Consider the following 19,293-nt stretch of genomic DNA (forward strand, 5'->3'; position numbering starts at 1 on the left):
CCCGCTAACAAGTAGCGGGATGACGGTTGTCGTTTAGCTATAAATGTTAAAAAATTTACCAAACAAAAAAAAGGCAAAAGAAGCCCTAGTCATTGTCTATTTTCAGTATTGGCGTTTTTTAAGTCTTAAACGCTGCAATTTAGCTGCTTTTAAATGCAACTCACCTTAGTTTAAATGTTTAAGAAATTTACTAAGCAGAAAAAAAGGCAAAAGAAATCCCGTGTTAGCTAGTTGTCACTCTCTAATCCTGCAAATCGGCGTACTATACTGTCTTAAACGACTTATAAGCGCGTTTCAGCTTATATAGGTAAAAACCCAGAAATGTTGTGAAGACATAAGGTGCACATAGTGCAAAAAATTAAAAATAAGACGCCAAATACAAGTTTTCTTGTCGTTTTAATCTGCACAGATTGCGAAGTTAAATGAAATAGCTTCAGTTTCATGATAAGGGGGCTGGCGGAGTTTGTCAAGGAAGTTTTTCGTTTCTATAGCTACTTGAATAACGGCTACAATGTTCATACAGCTATGTACATAGCTGGAACCCAAAAAAAGAACCAAGTAGCCTTGGCTACTTGGATGACAAAAGGTAATACAAGAAATCTATTGGCTCTCGTATATCTTAGTGAAACTTAACAAGTTTATCTATAGTTTTAGTGATGATTCTTGGAGTATCCGGAGAAACTGCTGAGCTCAGCCTATTTAACCGCTCTATAGCGAACTCGCTATTCTCATTTGCTATGAAATCACATAAAATATTTTCTATATCCTTAGTAACACTTTCATGCTTTCTCAGAGGATGATTATGTGGATACCTACTGATGGTTTTGATACTGGAATACTCAACAAAAGCTTGATCCTTAAAAGCAAGTTGTCTCAATTTCTCTTTGAATTTTCCTTCTTCCTCTTTTGCTAAAAGGCGAGACTTTATCAGTGATTTTATAATCAAATTTATAGCTTGATGTATTTCAGAATGCACTATAACTTTAATGGTATTTTCTTCTACTATACAATCATAAATATTTTTTTCGCTCTGTAACGACTCTATTAATTTCTTGCTACTTTGTGAATTCAATTCCAAATTCTCCTCACTCATAGGAGTTATTATGAAGGTGTTCTTACTCACTCTGATGTTAAATTGTGGAGAGCCTTCAGAAAAGGAAAATGCTACATCCTTAAATTCAAGTGCATGATTGTATGCAGCAAAAAGGGTGTGTGCTATAACACTGCTGGGCACCTTCATTCCATGTTTACTCAGGTGGTTCAATACATTTTCAACCTCATGATATGTAAAGTCTGTATCTTTTAGCAATTCAACAACTTCTATGCCGTTGTGTTGTTTATACTCTATTCTCACTTCTTCTGTAAAAAGTGTTTTAGCTGCTATATGTTTATCAAGCACTGTGAAAATCTTGATGAAATTCTCTAAATCTTGTTTGTTAACTAATTCGATACTAATTAAGTTTCTGCTAATAATTGAAATATTTTTTGTCATTTTTTCCCACTAAAAAAACTCACTGAATGAATTGTATTTTTAATTCATTAAGAATTGTTTAAAGTGAGCATACTAGTTTTCATTTACGTATTACACGACAAAACAAGATAAAAAGTTACATAAAATCATCATGTGGTATAACACACTCTCCACATTCATCATTGCTGTTTGTGTAGGTTGTGACATCAGTGTGATTGTCATTATTATTTAGCATATCATCCAACTTTCCTTCTTTTTCAAGATCCATCAATTTGTCACACCCCCCAATGTGCTTATCGTTGATAAAAATCTGTGGAACTGTTCTAACGTTATACTTTGATTTTATGTCGTTAAATAGATCTGAGTTTTTGAGCACATCAATTTCTTCATACTTCACACCTTTTTTATCTAGTAAATCCTTTGCCCTTATGCAGTATGGACAGCCCTTCTTTACATATATCACAACATTTTTCACAATTTATCTCCGTAGCTTACTAAAATATAGTTATTATATATAAGAAACATGTAAAAACATCAAATTGTATGAAAATTATTTATAATTGTGAGCAAGGAATAGAAAATAATATAGCACTAACCTTCGGAAATTTCGATGGCATTCATTTAGGACACGAGTTTGCAATTTCTACTCTAAAGAAGGTAGCACAAGAAAGAGGATTACCCTCTGCAGTTTTAACTTTTGAGCCTCACCCATCAACTGTTTTATTTGGTAGAAACAATTTTAGGTTAATAGACCAAGAACAAAAAAAGGAACTAATCAGCAGCTATGGTATAGATTACTTATATATTATTAATTTTAATAGAGGTTTTTCTGAGGTTAGCTGCGATGACTTTATCAGTGAGATTTTAATAGATAAATATGGCGCTAAACACATAATTGTCGGAGAAAATTGCACTTTTGGTCATAAACGATTGGGTAATATATTAACTCTAGAGAAATATTCTGAAATATATGGATACTCTTTGACTAAATTAGAGCCATTAACAATTGACGGCAAAATTTGCTCTTCTTCTTCAATAAGGGAGTATGTACAAAGGGGCGAAACAGAAATTGCTAATAAATTGCTCGGCAGGCCTTATCAAGTTTCTGGTGTTGTGACAAAAGGTGCATGTAGAGGTAGAGAAATAGGATTTCCAACCATAAATATTCCTATAGAAGATTGCATGATAAAACCTAAGTTTGGCACATATTACGCTAGAGTGACTTTTCCTGATAGTAATCCAAATTGGTTATATGGAGTAGTCAATATTGGTATGAGACCTACATTTAAGGATCTGAAAAAGCCTATAATAGAAATGCACATATTCGATTTTGATGAAGACGTATATAGTCATAAAGTCAATATACAACTTTTAAAATTCATAAGGTCAGAAAAAAAATTCCATAGTATTGAGGAGTTAACAAAACAGATAAATTATGATATACTTAAAGTTTATAGGTTAAAGGCAAATTTATGAAAAAGTTATGCTTAGTTGTTATATTAATTATAGTATTGATTGACCAAACGAGCAAATTGTACATAAACTCATTGATTGATGAAGGAGAATCAATTGAGATCGCTAGTTTTATAAAACTAGTTGAAGTTTGGAATTCAGGTATTAGTTTTGGAATGTGTAGCGCTTTACCACATGGCGGTTTCTTTTTTTCAGCATTTTCAATACTAATAATTGGTATACTTGCATATTTGATATACAAGTCTGACGATCAGTCAACTTACCTTGGTTTTTCTCTGATGATTGGTGGAGCAATCGGAAACGTAGTTGATAGGATCTATTGGGGAGCTGTATATGATTTCATATATTTTCATATTGATGATTGGTATTGGCCAGCCTTTAATTTAGCAGATTTATCTATAGTTTGTGGAATGTTTACATTGTTATATAAGTGGTATATATACGATATGCTTATTTCTAAACAAAATGAGGAATAAAATAATTGTTTTTATATTAGGTCGAAATAATGCTTCATAAGTTTTTTAGTTTTCTTATACTACCTGTACTTTTTTTTACTTACCCAATTTCTTCGAATGCTTTAAACATAGAGCACAACATAAAATATACTAAACTCAATAACGGACTAGATGTTTATGTTGTTTCTAATCATCGGATTCCAGCCGTTTTACATGCAGTAATATACAAAGTTGGGGGAATGGATGATCCAATCGGCAAAGCAGGATTGGCTCACTACTTTGAACATTTAATGTTTGAAACTACAGGGAAGTTCACAGATATAGAAGCCACTATGAGTAGCATTGGGGCTCAATTTAACGCATTTACCACTAAAGAATATACCTGTTATTTTGAGTTGATCCCCAAAAAAGATTTACCACTTGCAATGGAAGTTGAAGCAGATAGAATGGGCAGCTTTAATGTTACTCAAGACAAAATAGATAGAGAAAAAAACATCGTATTAGAAGAAAGAAAGATGAGATTTGATAACCAACCTCATAACTTGTTATGGGAAGAAATGGATAGTGCATTTTACCGTACTGGCTATGGCAGGTCTGTTATCGGCTGGGAGAGCGATATCAAAACTTACAATCAGGATGAAATAACGAGGTTTCATGATAATTATTATCACCCCGGCAATGCAATATTACTGATTGTGGGTGATGTGGAACTTGATGAAGTAGTGAAATTAGCAGAAGAAAAATATGGCGAAATTAAAGCTAAGCCTGTAATGAGAAATTACCCAAATCAGGATCCAGTGCATAATGCAGGCCTATCGGTGACCTTAGAGAGCACTGAAGTAAAAGAACCAGTTTTATATTTTCGTTATCGTGTACCCTTATTTGAGCATATAAATGAAGCTTCCGCTGCTCATTTAGCGGTTGAAATTTTAGGTGGCGGCAAATCCAGCAAACTGTATAATGATCTGGTTTTAGATGAAGATGTGGCAGTATCAGTGTTTGCTTATTATAATAGCCTAGCTTTTAGTGATGGCTACATTGATATTCAGGTCATTCCAAAAAGCGGAGTTAATTTAGATATTGTTGAAAGAGAGTTAGATAATGCTATTAATAACTTCATGTCTAAAGGAATAACGGATGAGGAGTTGCAAAGCTCGAAATATAGATACAAAGCAGCACAGTTTGATAATCTATCTGACTTAACTCATATAGCGATGTTCTATGTGCCACACCTTGCACTTGGTATTCCACTTGATGAAATAGATATTTCATATAGCAAAATAGATGATGTTAATTTAGAGGATGTAAATAACAAAATTCGTACTATCTTTTCTTCCAATAAGTTAATTGGTCGTTTATTACCAAAAGGAGATAACAATGAGAATAAGTAAATTTGTACTTCTGTTTTTTTTCTGCCTAAGCTTTAATTTACAAGCAAGTGGTAGCTTAAATATAGAGGAGGTCACTACCCGTAAAGGATTTAAGTTTTTATTTGTCGAAAACTGTGCTTTACCAAAAGTTTCACTGAATATATCATTTAAAGATGCAGGTTATGTGTATGAGAGTGCAGAAAAACAGGGGCTTGCTTGGTTTACTTCTCTTGTAATCCAAGAAGGGGCAGGAGAAAATGACGCTAAGGATTTTGCAAAAAAACTGAAGATCAAAGGAATAAATTTACTTTTTTACCCCGATTTAGAAAGTTTCGGAGTGTCATTAGAAACTTTGTCTGAAAATTTAGAAGAAAGTATTTCACTACTTAGCGATGCTATAATACGTCCTAAAGTTGACTCTGAAGGGTTGAATAGAGTTTTCGAGAAAGCCAAAGTTGATTTTAATAATCTTGAAAAAAATCCTTATTTTGTCGCTGGAAAAGAATTGGGTACGTTGTTGTTTAAAAAACACTCTTACTCAAAAAGTGTGTACAGTACTCTTGACACTATAATGAACATTACTAGAGATGATGTTTTAACATACATAAAACGTAATTTTGCTAAAGATAACATAGTTATCAGTGTTGCTGGTTGTGCAAAAAAAGAAGAAATTATTACATTATTAGATAAATATTTATCTAAATTGCCGTCAAAAAGATCAAAAGTGAGAAAAATACCTGTGAAAAATGATTTTGGTTCTGCAGAAAGTAAGAACATTTTTATGGATATACCACAAAGTGTGATACTTTTTGCTCAAAAAGGTATAGCTTATGAAGATCCAGACTACTATAATGCTCAAGTTTTGGTTAATGCGCTTGGTGGTATGGGGCTGAATTCAGTGCTGATGAAAGAGCTAAGGCAAAATCTTGGAATTACTTATGGTATTAGTGCCTCTATGGCTAGTTATACGCATGCAAATATTATAGCCGGAGGTTTAAGTACTGATAGCTCTACTGCCAGTCAATCCATATCTGCAATAAGAGATACATTGAGCAGGATAAAAAAGGAAGGAATTGATGAACAATTATTTAAAGATACAAAAATTAGTATGGTAAATAATTTTATCTTTTCCCTATCTAATAACGCAAACACAGCAGTGTTCTTGGCTAGTATGCAGGTACGTAATCGCGATATTAATCGTCTAAATAATTTTGTAAGTCTCATTAATGACGTAAAGCTAGAAAAAGTAAACGAGCTGGCAAGTTCTTTACTGGAACCCGAAAATTTATTTTTCGTTGAAGTTGGAAAAAACGCTCAGGGTCAATAATTAATACTTTCTGCTATTGATCTTACTGCTTCTACATAGCACTTATGCTCCTCAGCTAGAATGCGTTCTGAGAGGCTTTGAATATCATCAGCTGGTAACACTGGTACAACAACTTGAGCAATTATGGCTCCAGCATCAACTTCAGGAGTGACATAATGTACAGTACAACCTGTAATTTTTACACCTGCTTTTAGAGCTTGCTCTTGAGCGTTTAGGCCTTTAAAAGACGGAAGTAAAGAGGGATGAATATTTATCACCTTGTTATGCCATTTACTCAGAAAATCAGCTTTGAGAATTCTCATAAACCCTGCAAGGCAAATTAAATCAACCTTATGTTGAACAAGTATTTCGTGAATTTTACCAGCATCAAGCGGTTTATCTTTAACAATAAACGCTGAGATTCCTGCTTGCTCTGCTATTTTCAGACCAGCAGCTTCGCTATTATTTGTGATAACACATGCAACTTCTGCGGAAAAATTCTGATCTTGACATGCTTCTATTAAGGCCTGCATATTCGACCCCCTACCTGAAATTAGTATTCCGAGTTTTATCTTTTTCATTATAGCACAGTTAGTTTAGAATTTAGTTAATACTAACAAAACAGCTAAAAAGGAAAACTTATTTTATAGCAAAGAAGGCAGACTAAACTCTTTATATAAGTGGACCTCTAATTTTGAACCTCACTGGACAACACAAAATAACGAATAGCCCCATGTACCCAGCTTAAACTAGCTTTAATGCTTAGATATTGTGCTATTTTTGTATAATATACTACTATAAGTATATATTTTTGTAATCGCGTTATTATTTATTTAACAAAGTATTAGTATAATTTATTACACTGGATTAAATGGAGAAAGTTCAATGAGTAAATTACCGAACAATGCAAAAATAGGTAAATCTCAGGTTACTCAGTGGGAGGTAATAAAAAATTGTGAATATGCTGATAATTGCTTGTCAAAAATAGTAACTTTGTACGTTATTAGAATAACTCAGCTATCAGATTTTTATACGAGTGACGAACCTGAAATTAACACTGTTTTAGCAAGAATAAGCGTGACAAGTGAAAATGTATTTTTAAACAAGGCTACTACTATTGAAGTTATGGAAGGTATTTTTCCGTATAAATTCAACAGCAAGAAGAGAAATAACGTATTAAGGTTAGAAGATTTGTATAATTATTTATGTTCTATTGTTAACAATAGCCTTCCAAAAGAAATGCTTGAAAGTCTTGTAAGGGAATATAAGGATGCTGTTAACTTATTTAAAGCAATTACTTAACTGAACGTAGTATTTTTAAGATTTTATTTTCTATTTCAGAAATGCCGCTTTCAAGATCTTTATCTATCAAATACATGGTAGAGAAATATGTTTTCTGCTTACTTTCAACATTGATAGTTAAAGTTCCGGGAGTGATTGTGACTGAATTGGCAAATAACGCAATGCTTTCATCATTATGCCCTTTGCATTTTCTTAGGATAATGATTGGCTCAAGCTTAGATTTGAGTTGTAGCACCTTTTTTGTTACATAAACACTTGATAAAATGATTTGGTACATTAACCATGGTATATAACTTACTAACTTATAAAACGACAGTCTACTCGTACTATTTAAAATCTGGCTAAGAGCTCTTTCAGCGTTTATCAACCTTCTAAAGATAAACGATGTGAATATAGAGGAAAACACTCCACAAAAAATAAAAAACGGCTCAAAATAACCAGACAATACAGTCCATAGAACAAATAAAATTATAAATGACAAAGAAAAAAACTTGATTTCCTTCCTAAAGTTGAGGTTTTTCATAGTCTGTAATATAACTTAAATGACTCTTTAAGGAAAGATAATAACGAATATTTAGGTTCTTGACTTCTATGTTGAAAGATATAACAACTAAGTTATGTTTTTTAAGTGAGGAAGTTATGGAATATGACAAATTTATGGAAATATTAAAAAAAATAAATGACCTTTCAGATTTGAGCAAGGACAATATAGTTGAAAAAATAAAAGCTAAGTTACAAGAAGAAGATCCAGATTTATGTCAAGAGTGGGAAAAGAGTAAACCTGACAATGATAGTGGATCTGGCATAAATTACATATTTACTATATCTCGTGGTCAAAATTCTAAGGAAGTCAAATTGTTACATCTTGCTTCTTATTGGAACTGTGCAAATGTAGCAAAAGCTCTGATTGAAAACGGGGCAGATATTAATGCAGAACATGATAATAAAATTACTCCTTTACATATTGCTGCTCACTATGGCCACGAAGATGTAGTAACCATTCTAACTGGAAAAGGAGCAATTGTTGATGCAAAAAATGGTGATGGATAGACTTCTTTACATTTTGCTGTTGAAAAGAACCACGAAAATGTAGTAAACACTCTAATTGGAAAAGGAGCAAATGTTAATGCAGAAGATAATAAAAGATATGCTCCTTTACATTTTGCTGCTGCAAATAACCGCGAAGAGATAGTACAAGCTCTATCAGAAGCAGAAGGAATCAACGTTGATGCAAAAAATAGTGATGGGTGGACTTCTTTACATCTTGCTGCTGAAAAGAACCACAAAGATGTAGTAAACACTCTAATTGGAAAAGGAGCAAATGTTAATGCAGAAGATAATAAAAGATATGCTCCTTTACATTTTGCTGCTGCAAATAACCGCGAAGAGATAGTACAAGCTCTATCAGAAGCAGAAGGAATCAACGTTGATGCAAAAAATAGTGATGGGTATACTCCTTTATATATTGCTGTTGTAAATGGCCACGAAGATGTAGTAAATTTTCTAATTAGAAAGGGAGCAAATGTTAATGCAGAAGATGGTAAAGGATGGGCTCCTTTACATGTTGCTGCTGTAAAGGGCCACGAAGGTATAGTAAAAGCTCTATCAGAAGCAGAAGGAATCAACGTTGATGCAAAAAATAGTGATGGGTATACTCCTTTACATCTTGCTGCTCAAGAGAACAAAACAGAGGTAGTAACAGTTCTAATTGAAAACAAAGCAAATATTAATGCAAAAGATAATTATGGATGTACTCCTTTAATACTTGCTTTGCGAAAAGGCCATGAAGCGGTAAAAGGAGCTCTATTAAAGGCACAAGAGAACATCAAAGCTTTGCATTCAGCTGTTAAACATAATAATGAGGAGGAGGTGAAAAACCTATTAAATAAAGGAGTAAACGTTAATGCAAAAGATGATGATGGATGTACTCCTTTATATCTTGCTGCCAGAGAGGGCTGCGAAGATGTAGTAAAAACTCTCATTGCAAAAGGAGCAAATGTTAATGCAGAAGGTATTGTGGACGAGACTCCTTTACATCTTGCAGCCAGAGAGGGCCATAAAGATGTAGTAGACATTCTAATCGCAAAAGGAGCAAAGGTTAATGCAGAAAATGATGATAGATGTACTGCTTTACATCTTACTGCTGAAAATAACCACATAGAGGTAGTAAAAATTCTAGTTGAGAAAGCAGATGTTAATGCAGAAGGTATTGTGGACGAGACTCCTTTACATCTTGCAGCCAGAGAGGGCCATAAAGATGTAGTAGACATTCTAATCAAAAAAGGAGCAAAGGTTAATGCAGAAAATGATGATAGATGTACTGCTTTACATCTTGCTGCTGAAAATAACCACATAGAGGTAGTAAAAATTCTAGTTGAGAAAGCAGATGTTAATATAAAGGATGCTGATAGATGGACTCCTTTGCATGTGGCTGCTGAAAATGGCCACGAAGATATAGTAAAAACTCTAATCGCAAAAGGAGCAAAGGTTAAGGCAAAAAATGGTGATAGACGTACTCCTTTACATCTTGCTGCTAAAAATGGCCACGAAGATGTAGTAAAAACTCTAATCGCAAAAGGAGCAGAGGTTAATGCAAACAATGGTGATAGACGTACTCCTTTACATCTTGCTGCTGAAAATGGCAAAATAAAAGTGGTGGAAGTTCTGCTACACACTGAAGCAGACCCTTCATTAAAAGATGTTGATGGAAAAACGCCAAGAGACCTTACTAAATATCAAGGTATAATTCAGCTTTTAGAGGAAGCGGAAAAAAAGCAAACGTTAAAAAATGAGAATAAAAAAACGCCAAAGGATCTTACTGAAAATAAAGATGTAATGCAGCTTCCAGAGAAAAAGGAAGAAAAACAAATTGGAAAAAATGCAATTGTGAAAGAAAAAGAACAATCTGCAAAAAATGCAATTGTAAAAGGTGTTATTGTGTGTTTTGTAACTGCAGTGATAGTTGGTGTTGCACTTGCATTTGCTACTGCCCTATCTGTACCAGCAATAATTGGACTAGCTGCAGGATCTGCGCTCATAGTTGGTGCTGGTCAATATATAATGTCAAAGCCTAAAACTGAAATGAAAGAAGTAAAGGAACTTGTGCCTAGAGAGACAGAAAAAGCACTTACTTGATTTTTGCTATCCTGTTGCTATCAGACTAGCCTGGCACCTTATATTTATTGGGATAACTGTTTTATTATGAATTAAGTCAAAAACTCTGTAATATATTGAAGCTTAAAGATATCTTTAGATATGGAAGTTATTGCAGAAAATAGGAAAGCAAGGTTTGAATATTTCATCTTAGAAGAATTTGAAGCGGGTATGGTCTTATTAAGCAGTGAAGTGAAATCGCTAAGAGAAAGAAAAGTAAATATTTCCGACGCCTACGTTGTCGAAAAGAATAGCGAAGTATGGCTGCACAATATGCATATTGCAGAATATAAAGCTGCGAACCGAAAAAATCATAAACCAAAAAGGGAACGTAAATTACTCTTGCATAAAAAGGAGATAAATAAACTAATTGGTCAAATCAAGACTGCTGGGATAACTGTTGTGCCGCTTTCGGTCTATTTTAACGATAAAGGATTGGCAAAAACTAAAATTGCCATTGTAAAAGGAAAAAAACTCTACGATAAGAGAGCAACCATAAAACAGAGAGAGTGGGATCGTGAAAAAAGTAGATTGTCTAAAAATAATTTATAGCAAAATATGTCTTTAAATCCAGTAATTTTCAGCATCGGTCCTGTTTCTATATATTGGTATTCCTTAGCCTACGTTTTGGGTATAGTGTTTGCATATTGGTATTTACATAGGCTAGATGACCAAAAAATATTTACTAAGAATTTTTACGATTCGTTATTAACAGCCACTATTGTAGGTATTATCCTTGGAGGTAGACTTGGCTACGTATTGATATATGATCCAGTTCTTTATATAAGCAACCCTATCGAGATATTGAAGACCTGGGAAGGAGGGATGTCATTTCATGGCGGTGCTATAGGAGTTTTGCTTGCAGTAATAATCTCCTGCAGAAGACATAACATTCCTATATTTTATGCACTGGACCTAGTTTCTTGCGGAGTTCCCATAGGTTTATTTTTAGGTCGCATAGGCAATTTTATAAACGGAGAGTTATTTGGCAGAGTTACAACTATGCCATGGGGTATGGTATTTCCAGAGAGTGGTGATAATTTGCTGCGTCATCCAAGCCAGCTTTATGAGGCACTTTTTGAAGGACTGCTACTTTTTGCAGTTGCAAATTCACTGTTTTTCTTAACTAGAATAAGACTGTATCACGGTGCGTTAACTGGTATTGCAGTTATGTGGTATGGAATAGCACGTTTTTTCGTTGAGTTTTTTCGCGAACCAGACTATCAAATTGGCTATTTGTGGCTTGATTTAACTATGGGGCAGTTGCTTTCTATACCTATGGTTTTGCTAGGAATGCTTGTATATCTAGGCGCATTAAATTTAAAATTTAATACGAAATCTGTCACATAGAGAAAAGGTGAGTTCAATAGAAAAATGTAGCCAGAAGCCCCACATTATGCACAATTGTACGAATTTTCTGCGTTGCAGTAGAATGAATCGGTGGGCTTTGTTGCATCGCTAGCTATGATGGATTAAAGATAAAAAAGGTGGAGAATATCAGTAGCTTATTATTCTGGTATTTACAACAAGAACGGTCAGTGAATACCTAAATTTGAGTAAAAGAAATTTCACTACCACTCACTAATCCGGCTAAAATTCAAGAATTTCAATGCTTTAGCTATTTTCAATAGAATTAAATTTATTAATATAAATAACAAATTACTATTCTTAAATTTGATCAGATTGATTGCAAAAAAACAAGATTTTCAATAAGTTGCTTATAATCCTAATTATAGTTAGCCTTTCATAAGTAGCGATGCAACAAAGCCATCCCAGTGTCAGCTACTTTCATGACACCATTTGCTGTGCAGTTTACCTTCAAAAATGAATGTTCGTACAGCTATAGAATGAATCGCGGTATGACGTAGCTTCGCTATAGGCAACGAAGGAAATATCAACTATACTTCTTTTTACCATTGTTTATATTTCCTATTCACATATATTAATATTTTACTCACTTAAAGTAAGCTAACTACCGTTATTAACATTTTTGTAATAAAAATTGTATATGGTGCATGTAATCAAATTAAGAGGAAGATTGTGGAAATTACGCCATCAATAAAAAAAGAATTGAAGCAAAGTACTCTATATGTTTGCCTAGAAAAATGCAAAAGTGCATTTTGGTTTATCTTTTGGTTTAGTGCGGGAATCAATTTATTAATGTTATTCCTACCACTTTATACCTCTCAAGTGCTTGATCGGGTGATATCGAGCGAAAGTGTATCAACACTAACTATGCTGACAATTATCACTTTATCTGCATTTGCATGTTCTGCAATGCTTGAAACTTGTCGATATTTAGCCATGGCAAAAATAGGTGATTGGATCGATAAAACTGCAACACCAGATCTGATAGTAAGGTCAATCAGGCTAACGTCAGTGCAGAGCTCAACTTCAAGTGGTGAAGCAATACGAGATCTCGGAGTGATAAAAAATTTCATTACAGGAAATGGTATATTCTCACTGTTTGATACTCCATGGTCGTTAATTTACCTTGTTGTGATTTTCATGATACATACCTCCACGGGGTTTATAGCTATTACTGGAATTATTATATTAGTCTCTATGGCAATATGGAATGAACTTGCCACTAAACGAATATTACAAGAAACCAACGAAGAAACTATACGGAATATCAATGCTATAGATGTTGCAACAAGAAATGCAGAAGTGGTTGAAGCTATGGGCATGTCAGAATTCATAGTCTCTGATTGGTGTAAACGAAATGATCAGAATCGAGCAATGCAAATTAAAGCACAAAATCGCTCTAATGTAATTACTGGAATCACTAAGTTTTTGCGCTCAACTCTGCAAATATCAGTAATTGGAACAGGTGCATTACTTGCAATCACAGCTCATAAGACTGCTGGTAGCATCATCGCTGCTTCAATTTTAATGGGTAGAGTATTAGCACCATTTGACGCTGCGGTTCATACTTGGAAGTTTTTAAATCAGGCTAGAATGTCATATGGAAGGCTACAAAGACTTATATTAACATCGCCAAAAAGAGAGCAAACGATGGCTCTACCAGAACCTGAAGGAAAATTGGAATTTGATAGAGTATTTTTTACTCCTTATGGAAGCAATAAGCCGACAGTAAAAGGAATATCATTCATTATAGATCCTGGAGATGTAGTTGGTGTTATTGGTGCAAGTGCTTCTGGTAAATCCACTATCGCAAAATTAACTGTTGGTGTATGGAAGCCAATATCTGGTGTAGTCAGACTAGATGGCGCTGATGTATATACTTGGAATCGAGAAAATTTTGGTAATTATGTTGGCTACTTACCTCAGGATATTGAGTTATTTAACACTAGTGTCAAAGCTAATATTGCTCGCATGAGGCCAGATCCAAATCCTGAAGAAATAATCAAAGCAGCAAAAATTGCAGGAATACATGAACTAATACTAAGCTTACCAAATGGATATGATACAACAATAGGAGGTCCTGGAGGAGTAACGCTCTCTGGCGGCCAAAAACAGCTTCTTGGACTTGCCAGAGCTTTTTATGGTCACACAAAACTTTTAGTACTTGATGAACCAAACGCTAACTTAGATAGCAATGGAGAGGCATGCTTAATTAATGCAATTGGCATTGCAAGAAAACAAAATACTACTACTGTTATCATCACTCACAAGCTACCGTTATTGTCCGTAGTTGATAAGGTGATCCTCATGTCAGATGGTGTCATTTACGCTATGGGACCAAAAGATGAGATTTTGAGCAAATTAGTTGCTCCATCATCAAGTACCACAGAAGATGAGCGCTCTTCAGCAAATGGTTAGTTTACTTACAATAAATTCTGTATCTGAAATAACAACTGTTCCAGAAAAATATATATTTCTTTACCATTAGAAATAATATTACAAGAATAGTAAATAGATTAATAACTCTTATTAATTAAAGTCAATCGGCAGATATAGCTAAAGTGGCTTAGGTTTACCTACAATTTGAAAAACAACAAATTCGTCTTAATGAATTTTCTTAATTTGTTATCTAAATAACTTAATATTAGTGGTAATTTTATAAAAAATTATAATATAAATAATGTTGCTGCGAAAATTTATAACAATATTTCCCTCTAACGTTTAATGAATTTCAATAAATTGCCTTTTTAATTCTAGATAAGTATATGCTTTGTTAATATGTTTAGTTCAAAATCCAAAAGTAAGTTTATGCTTTCTATTGGAGAAGAAGGCATAATGTTACTATATTTTAAAAATAATACTTTAAATAAAAGGTATTTTGTTAAGGGCAAAAACGATAAAGCAGTTTCCGATTTAATTTCATGTCTTTCGTCAGATAAAAAAGCACCTTTATACCTGGTGCTTAATCATGCAGATCAAAATTACTCGCTACAGTTTATTACAAGGGCAAACAAGATTAGTGCCTATCTATCAGCAAAAACAAAGATGGAGCATTTTTCTCGTAATAATGACATAAGTTCAGTTTTTTTGGTTGAGAAGCCAAACAAATTCAATCAAAACTGGTGCTATCTTCTTGTTTCATCAAAAGCAAAGCATTTAGTAGAATATTGGTTGAATGTGTTTATTGAGATAGGCTCCAACTTTAAGGGAATATTAATGTTTCCTATAGAAATAAGTAATATAACAAAAAAGATTCTACATAAAGATCCTAATAATTGGAAAATTATAGTTGCTGCAACTAAAACGGGAGGCTATAGACAAGTGGTTCTTAAAGAGAATAAAATGGTATTTACGCGCTTAACATCATTTACTAATGATAATTTACCAGGAATTATCGCTGGTGGAATATATCAGGAAGTGCAAGATACTATTCGATCCTTAACTAAGTTTGGGTTTGAAAAAAATAACCCTATCGACCTTTGTATCATAGTGTCAGAAGATATCAAAGCTAGTTTATCAGTCATAAATTTTTCAGAGAACAGTGTGAACATATTAACTCCATATGAGTTAGGCAAACTATTAGGAGCAGAACTAGCTATAAGTGAAAAAGATAACTTTTGCGATACCATAATTTTGTTTCATAGCTTTAAGAATAAATTAGCAGCTATTTTTAATACAAAGGAAACTAAAGAATTTTATCTATTCAATTACCTTTATTTAAACTCTCCTCGAATTTTTCTATACTTCGCCCTGGTTTTAGTTATAACAAACACCCTTTGTTTGCTAAATTTGTATTCAAATTTCAATGTCGCTGATAATTTATCAGCAAAGCAGAACACCTTAAATAACCAATTAACAAAACTTAGCCAAAGCTATAATGTAAAAAAAATAGATGAAATTTATGATTTTATTAATATCAATAATATTTTATCAAAAATAGAATACTCTCCTCTTACACAAGTTAAGTATGTAGAAAAGTTAAAAATACCAGGTATAGAGCTTCTATCATTTGAATGGAATTATAATGAGGCAAAAAGTTATATTACCACAACTTTAAAGTTTAATTTTCAATCCGGTAAAAATATTTCTCATCAATACGAGAAACTACGAAAAAATTTAAACGATAATTTTCGTACCTATGACATTAATATTTCTAGCTTACCTGCTGCTAAAGAGCAAAATCTATCTATTGATGTTGAAATAGGAGAGGCAATGTAGATTAATGACTATCTCTCAATTAAAAAGAAAAGCTACAATTCAGTTTATATCGTATTTGTTATTATCTGTTGGATTAATAGGGTTATTAACATATGTTGTTATCTATAACGAAAAGATTTATAATAAAAACCAAATTGCGATTGATAAAATACGTTCTATTAATTTACAGATTACTGGAATTCAAAAAAAGGAAGTTGTTCTAAATAAAAACCTAGATTTATGGAAAAAAATTTCTTCTTCAAATTTACACAGTAGCAGATACATTGCAAATTTAAATTTCGAGCTTAGCAAGTTATATAAAAAGTACTATATATTAGAACCTGAAATATCAATTTCTATACCCGAAGAAGTTGAGCTCCACAACAAAAGTGAACGCGCAAAAGTAATAAAAAGTGAAGTGGTCCTAAATTTAAGCTCAATCAGCGATAAGCATATTTTTTTATTTCTACAGTCTATTCCAAATCTGCCCGGTTATGTTATGATCAAATCTCTTATTTTAAATAAGCAGAGAAATATTGATGCTGCAACTATGAATCAGATTTTGAATGGTAATATGATAGAGATAGTGAGAGCTAATATAGTCTTTGATTGGTATACTATATTAAGTAGATAAGGTGATGAACATAAAGCTGTTTTTTATTTTTACGCTACTCATTTCCAATGTTAATGCATATTGCAGTTGTGAAGATATCATAGAAAGCATAGAAATTTGTAAGGAGTATTCTTGCCGACAATATATTGGCAATGAAGATTTTATTGAGCATAAAATATTAGGATTAAATAGTGGAAATTTATGCGTATATATAGAAAAACAAGGTAATGATGAAATGGTTTGTCATCATTCTCAGTATGGAATGATGATAGAAAAAAGATACTTTGAAAGTATTCTTAAAGTTGGCAATCAAGAAATCGACGATTTTATTGATATAGCAAATTTGCGTGCAAAAGAGTGTTTCTTTATCAACAATCAAAAACTAAGCTATACAGATCGGGACGATATAATAAGAGAAGCAGTGGAAAGTGACTTTGACGTTTTGTCACAATATAGTAACGTAAAAAGCATTTTTTTTGATGAAGAGCCAGTTAATAGAATGGTCAATGAAATGGAAAAGTTCAATTTACGATCTTCAAGAGCTGCAAAAGAGGAGGTATCAGATAATTTCAACGGTAAGGTAGTGAGTTTAGACTCAATTTTATATCTTTCTCCCGATACATGGAAAATATGGGTAAATGGAAAGCTGTTTATAAATACTAAGGATTTAAAAGTGCACTCAGTCACTGAAAATTATGTAACTTTTGTATGGACCGTAGATCAAAAAGCAATAAAAAAGCATGCGAATGATTCTCAAAATGTATATTTTGGATATGGGAGTATTATGTTTACGCTTTATCCAAAACAAAAATTTGACTTGGATAGCTTATCTATTAAATAATTTAGTATATAGCCAAAGTGACTTACGACAATTTGAAAAATCGTCATCCCGCTGCTTGTTAGCTGATGAGATACCGCGGCGGTATGACGGTCCGCTACGTGTTAGCGGGATCTAGAGATACCGCAGGTGGGTAGCTATACATGCGCTTGTAGCTCAGTTGGATAGAGCGTTGCCCTCCGGAGGCAAAGGCCGTGGGTTCGAATCCCTCCAAGCGCACTTTTAATAAAATTTGACAATAGTACTTTCATATAAGATAATAAAGGGATTTATTTAGAACACAATTATGTCTGGTGGTACCATAAACAAAGTCATACTAGTTGGTAATTTAGGAAAAGATCCTGAAATTAGGACTACACAAAATGGAAAAGAAATGGCAAGTTTTTCAATAGCCACGTCTGAAAGTTGGACTGATAAATTTTCTGGTACGCGCTCTGAAAAGACAGAATGGCATAATATCGTAATTTTTAGTGAAGGATTAGTAAAAATCGTCAAAGATTTTGCACGTAAAGGCAGTAAAGTTTATGTTGAAGGTTCTTTGAGAACTAGAAAATGGACTGACCAAAACGGTAGTGAAAGATACACAACAGAGGTGGTTCTATATAATTTTAATAGCGCTCTTACTCTCTTGGATTCACGAAATAGTGCGCCAAATCCTGATTACAAGCCAAGTGAATACAAACAAGGTGAAACAGAACAAAAAGATAAACACGAAAGTTTTGACAACGATATAAAAGATGAACTACTCGACGATGAAATACCATTTTAACAATTTAAATTGAAATCTACATTTTTATGGACTGCTTGTGTTACTCCTTTTAATTGCAATGGGGATAGCATAGATTATAGCAGTTTGCAGCGTTTACTGACAATGCAAGTTAAAGCTGAAAATGGCGTAGTGTTGCTAGGTAGCACAGGTGAGAGCCTATCGCTTACTGATTCTGAAAAGCGTACATTAGTTGAATTCGTATGTAAGCTAAAATTAAATACGAAAATTATAATTGGCGTACCAGGAGTGAATCTATATCAGACTCTTGAATGGCTTGATTTTTGCAAGGGTATGCCTATTCATGGCTATCTAATGACAACTCCCATTTATGCAAAGCCCGGAATTATGGGGCAGACTTTATGGTTTGAAAAGCTGCTTGAGAAAGCACATGTGCCGGTTATGTTTTACAATATTCCATCAAGAGCAGGAATAAATCTTCACGCTGAAACTGTACACAACTTATCCAGCCACGAAAAATTTTGGGCTATCAAAGATTCAAGTGGCACTGTTGATACTTTAGCTCAGTATAAGAAAGTTGCACCAAATATTGAGGTCTTTTGTGGAGATGATAATATGATATCCGATATGGCCGCTTATGGTGCGGCTGGCCTGGTTTCCGTTGCTTCCAATGTTTGGCCACGCATAGCGCATGAATACGTTAAGCAATGTCTGAACGACGAACTCTCTTCACTGTCATTCCAGCGCGTGACGCTGGAATCCAGAAGGAAACCTGTTCAAATGACAGGAAATGACATGAAAAGTTCAACAGTCTGGCAACAAGCTTGCAAAGCACTATTTATTGCCAGCAACCCAATACCCACTAAAGCACTTTTGCATGATATTGGGCTCATAGAACACAAAACTGTCCGCCTACCGCTCAGCACAGAAGACTTGCCTTCTGTTGATGAGATAAAAAAAGCAACCGAAATAATTCTAAATTTAGAGAAAGTTAATCATTGTTGTCATCCTATGGCTTGA

Annotated in this window: 19 protein-coding genes, 1 tRNA gene and 1 pseudogene; 17 read left to right on the plus strand and 4 right to left on the minus strand. The window is 33.6% G+C overall.

Features of this window, described 5'->3' with window-relative positions; genetic code table 11:
* Positions 1–619: 619 nt before the first annotated feature.
* Both AAGD93_RS05855 and grxC read right to left on the minus strand, forming a co-directional pair.
* A complete protein-coding gene (locus AAGD93_RS05855; protein ID WP_007550039.1) occupies positions 620–1,492 on the minus strand; it encodes a hypothetical protein in 873 nt (290 codons plus the stop codon).
* A gap of 115 nt (positions 1,493–1,607) precedes the next feature.
* Positions 1,608–1,946: a glutaredoxin 3 gene (gene grxC, locus AAGD93_RS05860; protein ID WP_007550037.1), complete on the minus strand. Its 339-nt coding sequence runs from the start codon at positions 1,944–1,946 to the stop codon at positions 1,608–1,610.
* A 68-nt stretch (positions 1,947–2,014) separates the two neighbouring features.
* Between grxC and ribF the strand changes: the two genes are divergently transcribed.
* Genes ribF through AAGD93_RS05880 form a run of 4 tightly spaced genes read left to right on the plus strand, consistent with a single transcriptional unit; the run spans position 2,015 to position 6,096 of the window.
* Positions 2,015–2,947 carry a riboflavin biosynthesis protein RibF gene (gene ribF, locus AAGD93_RS05865; RefSeq protein WP_341819288.1) on the plus strand — a complete coding sequence of 311 codons (933 nt, stop codon included), beginning with the start codon at positions 2,015–2,017 and terminating at the stop codon, positions 2,945–2,947.
* Positions 2,944–3,420, plus strand: a complete 477-nt coding sequence (lspA, locus tag AAGD93_RS05870) for a signal peptidase II (RefSeq protein WP_006279329.1) — start codon at positions 2,944–2,946, stop codon at positions 3,418–3,420. Before ribF ends, lspA begins: the two co-directional genes overlap by 4 nt.
* A 29-nt stretch (positions 3,421–3,449) precedes the next feature.
* Entirely contained in the window at positions 3,450–4,790 is a 1,341-nt protein-coding gene (locus AAGD93_RS05875) for a pitrilysin family protein (RefSeq protein ID WP_341819289.1), read from the plus strand.
* A complete protein-coding gene (locus AAGD93_RS05880) occupies positions 4,777–6,096 on the plus strand; it encodes a pitrilysin family protein (RefSeq protein WP_341819290.1) in 1,320 nt (439 codons plus the stop codon). The genes AAGD93_RS05875 and AAGD93_RS05880 overlap by 14 nt, the downstream gene beginning before the upstream one ends.
* Here AAGD93_RS05880 and purN read toward each other — a convergent pair.
* A complete protein-coding gene (gene purN, locus AAGD93_RS05885; RefSeq protein ID WP_012673208.1) occupies positions 6,090–6,656 on the minus strand; it encodes a phosphoribosylglycinamide formyltransferase in 567 nt (188 codons plus the stop codon). The genes AAGD93_RS05880 and purN overlap by 7 nt on opposite strands.
* Positions 6,657–6,960: 304 nt before the next feature.
* On the opposite strand from purN, the gene AAGD93_RS05890 reads away from it, so the two are divergent.
* Positions 6,961–7,377 carry a hypothetical protein gene (locus AAGD93_RS05890; RefSeq protein ID WP_010082489.1) on the plus strand — a complete coding sequence of 139 codons (417 nt, stop codon included), beginning with the start codon at positions 6,961–6,963 and terminating at the stop codon, positions 7,375–7,377.
* On the opposite strand, the gene AAGD93_RS05895 is transcribed toward AAGD93_RS05890, so the two are convergent.
* On the minus strand, positions 7,370–7,900 hold the full coding sequence (locus tag AAGD93_RS05895) for a Na+/H+ antiporter subunit E (protein WP_010962821.1): 531 nt from the start codon (positions 7,898–7,900) through the stop codon (positions 7,370–7,372). The genes AAGD93_RS05890 and AAGD93_RS05895 overlap by 8 nt on opposite strands.
* A 68-nt stretch (positions 7,901–7,968) precedes the next feature.
* Here AAGD93_RS05895 and AAGD93_RS05900 point away from each other — a divergent pair, with 68 nt between their 5' ends.
* The 12 genes and pseudogenes from AAGD93_RS05900 to dapA all read left to right on the plus strand — a co-directional run bounded on the left by AAGD93_RS05900 (position 7,969) and on the right by dapA (position 19,293).
* Positions 7,969–8,427 (plus strand): ankyrin repeat domain-containing protein, encoded by a 459-nt coding sequence (locus tag AAGD93_RS05900; protein WP_341819291.1) that lies wholly within the window; start codon positions 7,969–7,971, stop codon positions 8,425–8,427.
* A 42-nt stretch (positions 8,428–8,469) separates the two neighbouring features.
* A pseudogene (locus AAGD93_RS05905) lies at positions 8,470–9,132 on the plus strand (ankyrin repeat domain-containing protein); the annotation flags it as partial.
* A 15-nt stretch (positions 9,133–9,147) separates the two neighbouring features.
* Positions 9,148–10,512, plus strand: coding sequence for an ankyrin repeat domain-containing protein (locus AAGD93_RS05910; protein WP_341819292.1), 1,365 nt, complete (start codon positions 9,148–9,150; stop codon positions 10,510–10,512).
* Positions 10,513–10,632: 120 nt separating this feature from the next.
* Positions 10,633–11,082, plus strand: coding sequence for an SsrA-binding protein SmpB (gene smpB, locus AAGD93_RS05915; RefSeq protein ID WP_182319477.1), 450 nt, complete (start codon positions 10,633–10,635; stop codon positions 11,080–11,082).
* A gap of 6 nt (positions 11,083–11,088) precedes the next feature.
* Complete coding sequence (gene lgt / locus AAGD93_RS05920; RefSeq protein ID WP_182367039.1) at positions 11,089–11,880, plus strand: prolipoprotein diacylglyceryl transferase; 792 nt, start codon at positions 11,089–11,091, stop codon at positions 11,878–11,880.
* A gap of 690 nt (positions 11,881–12,570) precedes the next feature.
* The gene (locus AAGD93_RS05925; protein WP_015589192.1) at positions 12,571–14,316 is read left to right on the plus strand and encodes a type I secretion system permease/ATPase; all 1,746 of its coding nucleotides are present in this window, start codon (positions 12,571–12,573) and stop codon (positions 14,314–14,316) included.
* A 360-nt stretch (positions 14,317–14,676) separates the two neighbouring features.
* A complete protein-coding gene (locus tag AAGD93_RS05930) occupies positions 14,677–16,116 on the plus strand; it encodes a hypothetical protein (protein WP_341819293.1) in 1,440 nt (479 codons plus the stop codon).
* Between the two features lie 4 nt (positions 16,117–16,120).
* Positions 16,121–16,729, plus strand: coding sequence for a hypothetical protein (locus AAGD93_RS05935; protein ID WP_341819294.1), 609 nt, complete (start codon positions 16,121–16,123; stop codon positions 16,727–16,729).
* 4 nt (positions 16,730–16,733) lie between these two features.
* On the plus strand, positions 16,734–17,549 hold the full coding sequence (locus tag AAGD93_RS05940) for a hypothetical protein (protein WP_264338958.1): 816 nt from the start codon (positions 16,734–16,736) through the stop codon (positions 17,547–17,549).
* 142 nt (positions 17,550–17,691) lie between these two features.
* Positions 17,692–17,765 (plus strand) — tRNA-Arg (locus AAGD93_RS05945).
* 67 nt (positions 17,766–17,832) lie between these two features.
* Positions 17,833–18,315: a single-stranded DNA-binding protein gene (gene ssb, locus AAGD93_RS05950; RefSeq protein WP_341819295.1), complete on the plus strand. Its 483-nt coding sequence runs from the start codon at positions 17,833–17,835 to the stop codon at positions 18,313–18,315.
* Positions 18,316–18,324: 9 nt separating this feature from the next.
* A complete protein-coding gene (dapA, locus tag AAGD93_RS05955; RefSeq protein ID WP_341819296.1) occupies positions 18,325–19,293 on the plus strand; it encodes a 4-hydroxy-tetrahydrodipicolinate synthase in 969 nt (322 codons plus the stop codon).

Origin of the sequence: Wolbachia endosymbiont (group A) of Brachyopa scutellaris (genome assembly GCF_964026995.1) — a bacterium.
Classification (GTDB): Bacteria; Pseudomonadota; Alphaproteobacteria; order Rickettsiales; family Anaplasmataceae; genus Wolbachia; species Wolbachia pipientis.